Genomic DNA, 14,879 nt, shown 5'->3' with positions numbered 1-14,879 from the left:
AAAATGGAATGCAGCTTTCAGTTAATCGATTAAATTATTCTAATTTTACTGTAACAAGCGCAAAAGATAACAACTGAGTAGCAAATTTAGGAAGTCACATCAATATAAAAATCTTTATAAGAGATTTATTCGAATGGGGGCATATAGGAATGGTTACTTTAATACAACAACAAGCAACACTAGCAATAGAGGAAAAGAGAAATGAATTATATGATATTAATAAGAGGTATGGATTTCTTCATTATAATACCATTCAATGTAGTCAAGAGTTAGACCAGTTAATCAATCAGTTATTCAAAATATATACTGGTTTGAAGGATGAGCGTTATGAATACTTGATGAATTAGACATCGATATTCTAAACTTATAGTGCTTGGCATCAATTGCTGTTCATACCAAGATTTAGGATTAGATGGAAACTTAACATCATCTCGTTTATGATTATCTGATAAAATGCATGAGTAGAGAAAAGGAAAAAGGGACAATCGCAGTCACCTCAAGCCTTTTCTCTCTTTTTTTATCAAGACTTTATTTGATGAATAATAATGATTTGCTAAAAAAAGTTAGAATGAAAAATGTGAAAAAACGGATTTTATAGCGAGGTTTTTATGAATGAGAAAAATAGGAACGTAGGAATGTGGGTTTGAGCCCGAATAGAAGTAAGAAACAGCCTGATATAACAACGTTTAAAGGAAAGAGAAAGGGTTCTAAGAACCTGCTTTATTTTCAATCCTTTCAATTATTCGATGTAATAATTCAGGCGTTAATGTATCAACTTAGTAAATCAAGAAAGAACTTTTTGAAGAGTGTGGATTTGTTCACGTTTATTTGAATCAAAAAAATTCTTTTCCTGCAACTTGCACTTATCGAATGGTTGTTTTTTTAGGTGGAATATTGAATGTAAATGAAGTAGCTGGCTTCGGATTAACAAGTTTGTCATTTATTTTCCATATTTCTAAAATAGCATTAACTGTATATGTTCCTGCAGGTGAGCTTCCTCCATCATTCGTTTTGTAATTCCACGTACTTTTCCATTGGATTTGTTCGCCACTGTTTAACGACTTATTTTGAATCACCTGTAAAAAAAATTTCCTTGTACTAAAATGATACACCTGTTCTCCTTGTGCATTATACACCTTATAATCATAAAACTGGCTTGTTGGAAACTCTATTAGCATTGGCTGATCACTATTATTTTTAAATGTAAAAATAAGCGTGGCTTTTTCCACGTCTGCGATGACATCTCCATTCCATATCCAATCTGTCATGCCTTTAACCTCCTTAGCTAAGATTAATTGATTCCCACAAACAAAAATCATCTTAATATACCAAATATTACAAAAAATGTTAATTGTCAATATATTCATTTATAAACCCAAGTCAAAATCTATATTAATAGTACGATTGATAGATTTACATTGTAATCATATTAAAAATGTAAAAAAATATAAAAAAATGTAAAAAAGTGTAAAAAAATAGGTTGCTCTCCCCTTACAAAACCCCATTTGTCATCCTAGTCTAAACAAATATATAATTCTTTTAAAATTCAATATTACCCGTTCATTTCATGTACAACTAGAAACTACAAAACTCTGATACAGAATCGGTAATTGGTTTAGGAGGTGGCCTTTTCATCTTGTTAGCAATCTCTTAATTTAACCTATTCAACTATGAATCCTGCTTCAAGATACATGCAGTTAATGTTGTAAGACTCATCGCAAACCCTATTTTTTATAAGTCAATGGGTTGAAGCAGTTAAGGGAAAGGAGGGAAAAAGTTAGGTAATTTCAATCTAAATATGGAGGTATAAACATGATAAAAATCAACAAAAAATTACTTGCATCGTCAGCAGCTTTCCTACTTACCATAAGCTCACTTGTTGCACCAGTTGGAAATTATGGTAAGGCTTATGCAAGTAAAAATAATATGAATAGTAATAACCTTGAATCTAATGAAGTAATAGAGAATAAAATAAGTCCAGAACTTAAAAAAGAATTTGACAACAAGTCTCAAAATAGCTTTCTTGTTAAATTTAAGGATCAGGTAGATACAGTAAAGGTTGCTAATGAAGCCAAGGCTAAGAATAAGCAGCTATCAAATGTAAAAAAAGAGTTAGTAGTTCGTTCATCAATCGTTTCTGAATTGAGAATTAAAGCAGATTCATCACAGAGTAATTTGAAGAAGTATTTAGTAAAAGAAAAAAATAACGGAAATGTAAAGGATATTAAATCTTTTTACATAGTAAATGGTATGGCAGTTACAGCAACAGAGGAAGTTATGAAAAACATAGCAGCTATGCCTGAGGTTGAAAGTATTAAACCTAATGGAATTACAAAGTTAATCGAGCCTGAAAAAACTATTGGAGCCGCTGTTCAAGCGGATGATAATACAGAATGGGGTCTTAAAAAAATTGGGGCGCCTGACGTTTGGACCTTGGGAATAGATGGAACAGGGATAGTCGTTGGTAGCATAGATACAGGAGTTCAGTGGGATCACCCGGCATTAAAGACAAAATATAGAGGATATGACCCAAATAATCCAGATAATCCAAATAATGAATTCAATTGGTTTGATGCAACTGAAACTCACGGTTCAGTCCCCTACGATGATCTCGGTCATGGAACCCATACAGTAGGTACTATGGTTGGTTCAGAACCAAATGGAACAAATAAGATAGGTGTTGCGCCTGGAGCAAAGTGGATAGCTGCTAAGGCATTTACAAAAGATGGCGGAAATGATGCTGATTTAATAGCGGCTGGTGAATGGATGCTTGCACCTAAGGATAGAAATGGAGTACCACATCCAGAAATGGCTCCTAATGTTATTAATAACTCATGGGGAGGCGGTCCTGGAGTAGATGATTGGTATAGAACAATTATAAGAAACTGGAGGGCAGCAAATATAGTCCCAGTATTTGCAGCAGGAAATACAACCCCTTACAATGCTGGTGGGCCAGGATCAGTTGCTAATCCTGGAAATTATCCAGAATCCTTTACAGTAGGAGCAGTTGACATAAACAACAATTTAGCCGGCTTCTCATTAAGGGGGCCATCACCATATGGTGGAATAATTAAGCCAGACATTTCAGCACCTGGAGTTAATATAAGATCCTCAGTTCCAGGAGGTGTATATGAGGGTGGGTGGAATGGAACCTCGATGGCAACTCCACATACATCGGGACTTGTAGCATTACTTCTACAGGCCAATTCATCTTTAAAAGTTGACGATATTGAAAGAATAATAGAGAATACAGCAACTCCTTGTACTAACGCTGATTATCCTGAAACTCCTAACAATGGATATGGACATGGTGTTATAAATGCATTTAAGGCTGTAACATCAGTTATGCAAGGAATTTCTGAGATTAAAGGCCAAGTATCAACAGATGCCAAGGATACAGTTCCACCAACATTTAAACATATACCTGTTAAAGAGACATACGAAGGATTGAAACAAGATTTAAAAATAGATGTACAGGATAATGTAAGCGTCGAGACAGTTGAGCTGCAATATAGAAATAATTCATCGGATGAGTGGACAACGGTTGCAGCTGTAAGGAAGAGTGGGGACTACAAGTCAGGAAGCTATGAAGCTGTAATTCCAGCTGATAAAGTAGTGGCAGGATCAAATCTATCTTACAGATGGAGAATAGTTGACAATGGAAAGAACGAGGTTACAAGTGATATCTATACAATACTTGTTAAAACTCCAATTACAATAGGATACTTTAATGATTTTGAAACAGACATGACAGGATGGGAAAGCGATCCTCGCGGGACGGATCAATGGAAGTGGGGAAAACCAACAACAGGACCTAAGGCAGCAGCCTCGGGAGAAAAGGTTTTAGCTACTAATCTTGAAGGAACGTACTCAGGAAATCAAGCTATGCTATTAAAAATGCCTGCTATTGTCCTACCGGAAGGAAAGGCTTATTTACAGTTTAAAGATTGGTATGATATAGGAAAAAATGACCGTGGATTTGTTGCGGTTAAACCTGACGGCGATGAGAATTTTTATATAGAAGCAGAATATGTAGGCACTACGTCAGGAGGATATTCAAATGAGGAAGTAGATCTAAGCAAATATGCAGGAAAGAAAATAGATGTCGCATTTTACTTTATATCTACTGACTCCAATAATAATCAAGGATGGTTTATAGATGATGTTAGATTAACAAACAAATCTGCAGCATCAGGCAGCACATCAGCAGCTTTAAGCAACATCCCTAAAGAACTGATGAGTAGATTAACAAACCTATTTGCAGCATCAGGTGGCACATCAACTTTAAACAGCCCAAAAGAACAAATAATAAATTCTGCGGAGACCAATGCTGACATAGCAAAAATTCCATTATCAGCTACAGTATCTATTGTTGAAAATGGTCGTTCAACAAAAACAAATCCGCAAGACGGGTCATATAGTTTTAAAGTTAAAGCAGGAGATTATACATTAAGAGCTGAAACCTATGGATACTATCCACAGGATCAGAGGGTTACAGTAGCAGCTGACCAAGTTCTTGAAAATACAAACATTACATTGGCTCCAATACCTAAGGGAACATTTACAGGTAAAATCATTAATGCCCAAACAGGAAAACCTGTGAAAGGCGCTAAAGTTTACGTAATTGAGGATGCAGCAGTAGCACCAGTTACAACTGATGCAGAGGGGAATTACTCAATAACTGCATATGAAGGTAAATATACAGTACAGGTTACAGCAGAGAACTATTTTGACGAGCAATTTACTGTAGATGTTACGGGTAATAAAAATGTTTCACATGATCTTCAGCTAAAACCATTTATAAATTTTTCAGGAGAGATAGGTTATGATGATGGAACACCAGAATATTCAGTGGGTCAATGGGAAGCAGGAGGCGGCTATGCAGTAAGAATGTCACTTCCGGAGGGACAAACCTCGGCAATTGTAACCTCTGGAAAATTTATGTTTGATCCAAAATCAGGCGGAACCACATTTAAGGTGGCAGTTTATGATGCAATTGGAAAAGATGGAGCCCCTGGAAAAATGATAGCAGGGCCATTCAATGGAAATGCTATTAGAGAAGCAGGGAAATGGACAGTCGTTGATTTATCCGCGCAACAAATAGTTGTAACAGGCGATTTTTATATGGTTTTAATACAGGATAAGATGGCTCCTGTAAGTCCACTAATTTCATTGGATAAAAATTCAATAGCAGCACAAAGATCATGGCAGTTTGTAAAAGGGGGCCCATTCACTGTAGCAAATAAAGATTTTGGAAACATGATGATTAGAGCAACAGTTAAAGAGGAGGCACTAGCTCCAGTTATAACTTCACCAGTGGACAACCCATATTTAAATAATGAAAACGTAACAATAAAAGGTATGGCGGCTCCAGGAATGGACGTTCATATATTTAGCAAAGATGAAGATATAGCAAATGGAAGGACAAACGATGATGGAAGCTTCTCAATTGATACTGTACTTCAAGAGGGAGTTAATATTCTAAAGGCAAAAACTATTACAGAAATCGGATCTACTCCTTATTCAAAGGAAATAAAGGTTATAGTAGACAAGACGACACCAGTTTTAGAAATTACAAGCCCACAAAATAACGCAAATAAAAATGATCAAGTTATAACTGTAAAGGGAACAGCTAAAGATGATTATTTAGAATATGTTGATGTTAACGGAACAAAGGCAGACATAGATTCAAATGGAAACTGGACAGTAAAGCTTATGTCTAAGGAAGGGCAAAATGGAATAAATGTTGTTGCTAGAGACAAGGCAGGAAATGAAACAGTTAAGAGCGTAACTGTAAATGTGAAATATTCAATAAAAGGTATTACTAATTTGAAACCAGATCAAGATTTAAAATTAAATTCTGGTGATGCAGTTAAGGTTGAATTTGATTCAGAAGTAGGATTAAAGAAAGCAGCATTTAGAATTATTTCTCCTATAGGTAATGTAAATAAGACTAATAGTATACAAACAGTTAATGAATCTGCCATTGAAATGCCAATGAAAGAGGTAGTAGATAAAGATGGAAAAGGTATAGGGCATTATGTTGGAAAATGGATTGTTTCAAAAGACATTGTATTAAACGGTGGACAGATAGAGGTTACAGTTGAGGACAATAATGGAAATAAATTGACCAAGATGACTGAGGGAAGATTGTATGTTAATACAAAAGTTGTAAAACCGACACCAGTTGTAAAAACAGCACCAAAATTAACTGCAGACAAAAAAGATAACAGAATAGGAAAAACAATCAACATAACCTTCAAAGACGATGCAAAATGGAGAGGCTCAATAACAAGCATAACTGTAAACGGAAAATCAATAAAAGGAAACTACAAAATAGATAAAGGAAACATAGTAATAAACGGAAAAGTATTTACAAAGGCTCAATCCTACAAGATCGTAATAAAAGCAAAGGGTTACAAAGATGGACAAGTAACACAGGTTATTATTCCAGAAGTAAAACCTGCACCAACATTAACAGCAGACAAAAAAGATAACAAAGTAGGAAAAACAATCAACATAACCTTCAAAGACGATGCAAAATGGAGAAGCTCAATAACAAGCATAACTGTAAATGGAAAATCAATAAAAGGAAACTACAAAATAGATAAAGGAAACATAATAATAAACGGAAAAGTATTTACAAAGGCTCAATCCTATAAAATCGTAATAAAAGCAAAAGGTTACAAAGATGGACAAGTAACACAGGTTATTATTAAAAAATAACTACACTAAAAGGGTGCCAGCTCCTGAGAAAAGAGAATAACTCTGACTCTGGTAGCTGGTACCTTTTTGTTAATGAAAAAAATGGAAATAAATTAGAATACTTGAGGTACGTTCCACAAATCTCGAACGATTTGTTGCAGAACTTGAAAGTGTAGAAGGTTATTAAAAGAGAAGGAGCAACACTAGATGTTCCTTTAATTTAGGTGAATCGTGGAAATTGTGAAACTCGATCGTACTTCCGATAACAAGTGGGTAGCCAAGATTCAAAATCCAAAGTATGTATCGTTACGACAAGCTGTTTGGGATGATCTAGGCAACAAAATTTCTTAAGAAGTCATTAAGGCTTATGACTAGAGATAAGATTAATAGCCTATCCATCTGCAAATGTTTGATAGGCTATTTTTATCTTTTAACTAGACGGATTGTTATGGTTTTTTATAAAGAAATAAGCAACATTAAAGGGATATATCTATACATTAGGAAAGGGTATCACTTTTGAGAATTTTGTTTGCGGGAATCATTTAATTAGCTAAGGAGGTCAAAGGCATGACAGATTGGATATGGGATGGAGATGTAATCGCAAATGTGGAACAAGCCACATTTATTTTTACGTTTAAAAATAATAGTGATCAGCCAATGCTTATAGAGTTTCCAACAAGCCAGTTTTTTGATTATAAAGTGTTTAATGCACAAGGAGAACAGGTATATCATTTTAGTAACATGAAATTTTTTTTACAGGTGTTTCAACATGAGTCATTAAACTGCGGGGAACAAATCCAATGGAAAAGTACGTGGAATTACAAAACGAAAGATGGAGAGAGCACACCTGCAGGAACATATACAGTTAGTGTCATTTTAGAAATATGGAAAATAAATGACAAACTTGTTCATTCGAAGCCAACTACTTCCTTTACTTTCAATATTCCGCCTAAAAATACAGCCATTCGATAAGTGAAAGTTGATGGAAGAGAATTTATTTGATTCAAATAAACGTGAACAAATCCACACTCTTCAAAAAGTTCTTTCTTAATTTACTAAGATTGATACTTTAACACCTGAATTATTACATCGAATAATTGAAAGGATTGAAATTAAAGCAGGTGGTTCAGCTAGAATCTTTTGTAGATTCCCGGCTCCATATGCTTTAATTTAACGTTGTTCAGTAATAATAATCTCCAGCTACTCCAACCCGCATTCCTACACTCCCTATTTTACTCCATATAAAGTCCTGCACGATTCCTACATTTTCCAGATTTTCTTCTCACTTTTTTCTGCCAAAACTTTATTATTTGTTAAAACAAAGTCGTAGGACAGAGAACAGGATTGAGGGTTAAGGAAAAGTGATTTTCTCTTACTTGTTGGGTTCTTAGAACCCTCTTCTTTACTTCAAACGTTGTTATATCAGACTGTTTCTTAACTTTTATTTGGGCATTAAAAAGGATGGGATTCCTGTTCCCATCCTTTCTTTATAAAGTACGAAGTAACACGACTTCCTTAAGGTATTAATTTAAAAATCAAGCAAATTTATCGTTTCTGCGGTATTTTTCCACGAGATGCACAGCGTATTGATTTGCTTCTTCGACATTGCCTTTTTCCATATGATAGTCAAACAACTTTATCGCATAATGTTCAGATAAGCGAACATGTGCCATTTTCTGATAATAAGGAAATGCTTCTTTTTCAAGGTAATGGTAGTAAAGCTCTTTTTCTTTTTGAAGATTATATTTATGTAAATAGAAGAAATGTAAATAGATTGGCTCTGTTATTTCTTCAGAAAGAGCAATACCCTTTTCGACCAATTGGAGCAATTTTTCGGTTGATTTCAATCCTTGTTTCGATAATGCATTTATATATCCTTCCAAAGAGGCTATATGAAGGGCTGTATTAGGATCTTTTATATCCATGGATTGTTTATAGTATTCACTAGCTTTATCATAATTTCCTTGGCGAACTTTTTGGTATGCGAGATTGTGAATCAGCATTGCTCTTTGATGGTCTAATCCTATGTTTTCTGTCATCTCGATTAATCTTTGATATTCGATATCTTTTGGATCGTAAAACTCGTCCCGCTCTACTTGGACCAACATAAGCATTTCTGCTTCAATCATACGCGTAAAACTGCGTACTTCTGTGAAAAAGCTCAGGGACTTTTCGGCAAAATAATAAGCCAATACTCGTGAATTCAGAGAATGATAGGCAAAAGCCAAATGATAATAGTACTCTTGGTTGTTGTAATAGGTTAGATCAATTCCTTGAAAATATGAAATTGCCTTATAATATTCCTTATTTATCAATGCATTGATCCCTTTAATGTGAAGAAGCATGTTTTTTTCATATGGTGGAAGATCAGACCATTTGTCCATTTCAGCAATTAGAGATGTAGCTTGATGCCCCTGTCCTAACAATAAATAATATCTTGTGAGTATGAGCATATAGGAACGATAAATATCCTGCATATGCAGCAGAGCAATAGCTTCTAATTGCTCCTTTAAATTCTTAGCCTTTGTTTTCAGTTTTAAAATGATCGATTCATGCCATTTTTTTAAAATGGAATCTATGCCATTATATGTTTTGATTTCTATTTCCATATCAATGCCAAGCCGCTCTGACAGAAAGTTTATTGTTTCTTTAGAAACTTCTGTTAATCCACGTTCAATTTTGCTTATATGTGTACTCGAACAGATGCCAATTCCTAAATCCTTCTGCATCATGTTCTGACGTTCACGATAGAATTTGATTATTTGTCCCTCTAGCATGGTGAACCCCTCACTTTATCTCGCTGATATGAAATTTTTGCTCTTATTTTACTAAAGAAAACCAAAACTTGATATATTTTTAATGAAAATTTTGATTTTTTATTTTTTAAAAAACTTCAATAGTAAAAGTAGGTGGAAAATACTGTGTGAAAAGGGAAGAATACTCATCGAAAGTGTATATATGAGCCACCTATGGATAGGTGGTTTTTTGTTGTTTAGGAAATTTTAAACATTATTCCAAAGGAACTTAAATAGGTTAGGGTCCCATTTTGTAGGTTAACTAATTTAAAGAAATACTTGAATAATTTTCCTGTGTGGGTGGGGACTATAAGAAGGATGTCGAGGATGTATTTTTTCTTGAATTTTTTCAAATGATTTTACCTAAAACTGTTTGGTAGAAAAGTATGTGGAAAATTGCTGTAAAAAATTATTAACATTAAAAATGTGCGTGACTCTTGTGGGAATAGCGAGAAAACTGAACCCCGCAGACTTGCCGAGGAGGCAAAGCTCACGCCCTTGGCAAAGGAGCATCCTGGAGTTGTAATCATCTAATGTATTTTAAAATAGCAATATACGAAAACAGCCTTTATAAAAAAACTAATACATATGATAAATGAGGTAGTATGATGAAAAAAACTCGTAATTTGAAGCGTTTAAAAAAGGATATTCAAGAACTTGAGTCTGCCAGCATACTGCTCCAAAATGGTCAAGATTGTGAACTCGAAAAGAATATATATTTAAATGAAGAGGTTTTGAAACAAGTATTTGAGAAGTGCTCAGATATTGTTTTTCGTCCAATTCTCGTAGATGGGCAAACCAAAATGCTTCTAATTTATATAGATGGATTAGTAGATACAAAAACATTGGATCAGGTTGTTATGAAACCAATGATGTACGAGGGTATGCCTAATGGACTAAAAAGTGTGGACTCAATAGGGGATATCATCCATGATCGGCTTATCGCTGTTTCCCAAATAAAGACGGTTTCAAAGGTTCGTGAGGTTATAGATGAAGTAATGAAAGCTAATATCATCGTTCTAACATATGGGGAGAATCAAGCACTAGTAGCTGATTTAAAAGGGTTTGAAAAGCGTAGTATTGAAGAACCATCTGCCGAAATCTCTGTTCGTGGCCCTCGTGATGGTTTTACAGAAACGTTAAGAGTCAATACGAGTCTTATTCGCCGAAGAATTCGGAGCCCAAGACTAAAAATGGAACCCTATACGATTGGGGAGTTATCTCAGACAGATGTGGTGATTGCTTACATTGAGGGAATTGCTCCAGATTCGGTATTGGAGGAAGTACGACAAAGGGTCGAGCGAATTAAAATTGATGGAGTATTAGAGTCCGCTTTCATTGAAGAGTTTATCGAGGATCAACCTTTTTCTCCCTTTCCTCAAATTCAGAATACCGAGCGGCCGGATGCAGTGTGTGCAAGCCTATTGGAAGGAAAAATCGCTATTTTAGTAGATAACACACCATTCGTTCTAATCGTTCCTATGACATTCTGGACAGGTCTACAAGCAGCGGAAGATTATTATGAACGATCTATTTACACAACCTTTGTTCGATGGATACGTTTTGTTTTAATCAATGTTTCTTTATTTCTTCCTTCCCTCTACGTTGCGATTACAACCTTTCATCCGAAATTGATTCCGACAAATTTACTTATTAGTATTGCATCAGCGCGAGAAAGCATACCTTTCCCGGCTGTCATAGAAGCACTGATGATGGAATTTTTGTTTGAGGGTTTGAGGGAAGCGGGTGTTCGATTGCCAAAGCCGATTGGATCAGCTGTTAGTATCGTGGGAGCACTTGTCATCGGACAAGCTGCCGTGCAAGCAGGGATTATTTCGGCACCTTTGGTCATTGTTGTGGCTACAACTGGTATTGCGTCGTTTGCTTTTCCACGCTACAACTTGGGTACAGCCTATCGTATGTTACGCTTTCCGATGCTGCTATTGGCAGGTATGCTAGGGCTATATGGCATTGCTATAAGCACCATTGCGATTGTAATCCATCTAACTAACATTCGTTCTTTTGGTATTCCTTATCTAAGCCCGGTTGCTCCTCAAATTACTCGCGATTTGAAAGACGTTTTGCTCCGAACACCTCGGTGGAACATGACCCGTCGCCCATTAATGGTTTCAGGTGAGGATAAAACGCGTATTCCAGAAGGACAACAACCAGGTCCGAAACGGGGGAAAGAGACAGAATGAGCAAGCACAAGCTGCTTTGTATGATGCTGATCGTTTCTTTATTTTTCTTGACGGGCTGTTGGGATCGCACGGAGTTAAACGACCTGGCAATAGAGTTAGGATTGGGGCTTGATCAAGCGAAAAAAAACAAGCTTGAAGTCAGCGCTCAATTTATCATCCCTTCAATGATGGGGATGGGCCAGAGTGGAAGAAGTGATTCGGGAAAACCGTTTTTTATAGAGTCGGGTACTGGAAGGGACACACTTGAAGCAGTACAAAAGATGCAAACAAAATTGTCAAGAGAAGTCTTTCGAGGGCACCATCGTGTGATATTGATTGGAGAACCATTAGCTAGGCATGGTCTTGCTAATGTTTTAGATAACAATAGCCGCGATCCTGATATTAGATTACGAGCAGATGCGCTCGTAGTAAAGGGAAGTTCTGCAAAAGAATTTCTGGCAGCATCTTCCCCTTTAGAAAATATCCCCGCACTTGGGGCACAAAAAGAACATACGCAATCGGGTGGGTTAGGAGATAGTTCTTTAGTAAATTTTCTGATTGCCGGCGCAAGTGATGGAATTAACCCTATCTTACCCGTTATTAAATTGATTCCTAGTTCTAATAACCAAGATCAACCGGGTGCCAAAGAATTTCAATATGTAGGTGGAGCGGTTTTTAATAAAGACCTTAAATTGGTAGGATTTTTAAATAATCAGGAAGAATCAACTTCGCTTTGGGTGGCTAATCGTTTAAGTAAACAGACTATTACAGAAACTGTCCAAGGAAATGGAAATGCCAGTTTATATATGACAAAAATCGCCAGTAAAATAAAACCCATTATTCGCGGGAACACCATCAAGTGTGACATTGTTCTTTCTGGTGAAGGAACCATTCAGGAGAACAATACGAATTTAGATCTTACGCAACCTAAAAATATTACTCTTTTAGAACATGTATTGGAAAAAAAGGCCGAAAAACAAGCTCAAAAGACTATAAAAAAGGTTCAAAAGCAATACGGAACCGATATTTTTGGCTTGGGAGAAGCTATTCACCAAAATAATCCATCCAAATGGAAAGTACTAAAGAAGAATTGGGACAAACAGTTTCCAAAAGTACAGGTCAATGTCCATGCACATCTGACCATTAAGCGAATAGGACTCACTGGGCCATCTTTGCAGGTAAAGCAAAATGAAATAAAAAAATAGGAGGTAAATGGATTGTGAGGAATTCAATGAAAATCTCTGGCACGCAAATCTTTTGGATGATGTTCACATTAGAAGTGGGGCAAACAATTCTTCTGATCATCCCATCTACGATTCGTACTGTCAAACAAGATGCGTGGATCTCGATGGTGATTGCAGGGCTTGCTGGGATTGCTCTTACTTTACTGGCAACCAAACTCGCTTCGCTTTATCCGAATCAAACCATGATTGAATTTAGTCAAACACTGCTCGGTAAATGGCTAGGAAAGCTTATGGTGATTCCCTACTTACTTGTATGGTACTGGATTAATGGGATAACCGTCCGTGAATTTGGTGATTTCGTTATTACATCGTTGTTTCATAATACACCTCTGTGGGTCATTGTCTTTCCTGCTATGTTACTGCTTATTTTTATCATTTACCAAGGTGGTGTGGAAGGCATAGGACGCTTAAGTGAAATCTTTGGACCGATGGTGCTTTTAATGTTATTGTCTGTAATCATTTTGAATATTAGCAACATGAATTGGCATTATATGCTCCCCATTTATCAAGATTCTGGATGGCTTCCAATTCTTAAAGGTTCCTATCAGCCTGTAGCTGCTTTTTTTGGAGAGTCTGTTATGATGACAATGTTCGTCTTCTTTATGGACAAACCAGACAAAGCGTCATCACGGGCGATGGGAGGAGTAGGATTGGCCGTATTCATGGTAACAATCGGGACATTAGCGGTGATTTTAACATTCGGTCCGAATTTGCCTTCTAGGTTTTTGTATCCAGTTTACGATTTGAGCCGGTACATATCTGTCATGGGATTCATTCAAAATGTGGATATTCTGATCGTTATGATTTGGTTCTTCAGTATTTTTGTTAAACTTTCGTTATATATGTTTCTCGCTTGTTATGGAACAGCACAAATGTTTCACTTAAAGGATTGGCGAAAAGTAGCTTGGTTTCTTGCTCCTATTTCGTTAATCATGGCTGTGTCGATTAAAAATATCCATATATTTACCCATTATTATTACATGTTATTCGTGATTCCAATTGCATTTCCCGTGTATGAGCTTGGGATTCCCTTGCTGTTGTTGGTGGTTGGCAGGATCCGAAGAAAATTGGCTTAACCCAATTGGAAGAGTAATTAAATGTAATGGTGAAAGAGTTTAATAAATGATATTCTAATTTTTGCAGATGATGGTATGATCAGAGGAATAATAAGTATCGTTACGAGCAGCTGCTTGGGAAGATCTAGGCAACAAAATTTCTCAAGAAGTCATTAAGGCTTATGGCTTGAGATAAGATTAATGGCCTATCCATCTGCAAATGATGGATATACCTTTAGGCCTCGTTTTTCTTATGGAAAACATGATACCTTGGATTCCTGTATTTCTTGGAATACTGATCGGATTACTAATTATATGGTTGTTAATCGCGCTTGGATTTCGATTTTCTAATAAGACATTTAATGATTGCTCTTAAGAAAATGGTTAGGTACAGCCGTTTCTCTTTGTGTTATTTTTAGTTTGTTCTTTGCAGCCTCTGCACTTTTGTTTTTTCTTGGAAAAAATTTTTATTTTAGCTACAATTTAATAATCAGGTAAACACCACTACACCATCTATCTGCGATCACTATTCATTTGGAGATCCAACAGGAACTCTTTCTTCCGCACTACATGCGTTAAAAAGTTCAAAAAAAGCTTTAGCTTTATTTGAAAAAGTTGCATAAGATTACCCGTTTATATAAAAATGCTTTTAGAAGGAACAATTAATCCTACTACTGGTTCGACTAATTTAAAATTAGTTCAAAATAATATTGGTGCAAAAGTGACTGCACATATGATGGGAAAAATGTTGTAGATGCATTCTTTATTAACAAAAATGGAAGTTATGCGCTAGATTTGAATACTGATCTAATTCCTTATACATTAAAAGTAGATTTACCAGGTCATTTTACAAGCAAAAGCAGGAGATGTTATTAAAGATAATGTTATTGATGTACTAGA

Annotated in this window: 8 protein-coding genes; 6 read left to right on the top strand and 2 right to left on the bottom strand. The window is 35.8% G+C overall.

The window, feature by feature from the left end; translation table 11 throughout:
• The first annotated feature begins 149 nt into the window (after positions 1 to 149).
• Positions 150 to 347, top strand: a complete 198-nt coding sequence (locus COI44_RS11710) for an aspartyl-phosphate phosphatase Spo0E family protein (protein WP_098428111.1) — start codon at positions 150 to 152, stop codon at positions 345 to 347.
• Between the two features lie 516 nt (positions 348 to 863).
• Here the strand turns inward: COI44_RS11710 and COI44_RS11705 are convergent.
• A complete protein-coding gene (locus COI44_RS11705; protein ID WP_179887094.1) occupies positions 864 to 1,268 on the bottom strand; it encodes a BsuPI-related putative proteinase inhibitor in 405 nt (134 codons plus the stop codon).
• A gap of 544 nt (positions 1,269 to 1,812) precedes the next feature.
• Here COI44_RS11705 and COI44_RS11700 point away from each other — a divergent pair.
• Both COI44_RS11700 and COI44_RS11695 read left to right on the top strand, forming a co-directional pair.
• Positions 1,813 to 6,726 carry a S8 family serine peptidase gene (locus tag COI44_RS11700; RefSeq protein ID WP_098428109.1) on the top strand — a complete coding sequence of 1,638 codons (4,914 nt, stop codon included), beginning with the start codon at positions 1,813 to 1,815 and terminating at the stop codon, positions 6,724 to 6,726.
• A 546-nt stretch (positions 6,727 to 7,272) separates the two neighbouring features.
• Positions 7,273 to 7,677: a BsuPI-related putative proteinase inhibitor gene (locus COI44_RS11695; RefSeq protein ID WP_098428108.1), complete on the top strand. Its 405-nt coding sequence runs from the start codon at positions 7,273 to 7,275 to the stop codon at positions 7,675 to 7,677.
• A gap of 563 nt (positions 7,678 to 8,240) precedes the next feature.
• Here the strand turns inward: COI44_RS11695 and COI44_RS11690 are convergent.
• Entirely contained in the window at positions 8,241 to 9,482 is a 1,242-nt protein-coding gene (locus tag COI44_RS11690; RefSeq protein ID WP_098428107.1) for a helix-turn-helix domain-containing protein, read from the bottom strand.
• 623 nt (positions 9,483 to 10,105) lie between these two features.
• Here COI44_RS11690 and COI44_RS11685 point away from each other — a divergent pair.
• The 3 genes from COI44_RS11685 to COI44_RS11675 are packed head-to-tail and all read left to right on the top strand — an operon-like array spanning position 10,106 to position 14,000.
• Positions 10,106 to 11,701, top strand: coding sequence for a spore germination protein (locus COI44_RS11685; protein ID WP_098428106.1), 1,596 nt, complete (start codon positions 10,106 to 10,108; stop codon positions 11,699 to 11,701).
• Positions 11,698 to 12,885 carry a Ger(x)C family spore germination protein gene (locus tag COI44_RS11680; RefSeq protein ID WP_098428105.1) on the top strand — a complete coding sequence of 396 codons (1,188 nt, stop codon included), beginning with the start codon at positions 11,698 to 11,700 and terminating at the stop codon, positions 12,883 to 12,885. The genes COI44_RS11685 and COI44_RS11680 overlap by 4 nt, the downstream gene beginning before the upstream one ends.
• 26 nt (positions 12,886 to 12,911) lie before the next feature.
• On the top strand, positions 12,912 to 14,000 hold the full coding sequence (locus COI44_RS11675; RefSeq protein ID WP_098428254.1) for a GerAB/ArcD/ProY family transporter: 1,089 nt from the start codon (positions 12,912 to 12,914) through the stop codon (positions 13,998 to 14,000).
• Positions 14,001 to 14,879: the final 879 nt, after the last annotated feature.

Origin of the sequence: Bacillus sp. AFS088145, assembly GCF_002564465.1 — a bacterium.
GTDB lineage: Bacteria > Bacillota > Bacilli > Bacillales > Bacillaceae_G > Gottfriedia.
The sequence above is the reverse complement of the archived record's forward strand: the minus strand, read 5'-3'. Positions and strand labels throughout refer to the sequence as shown.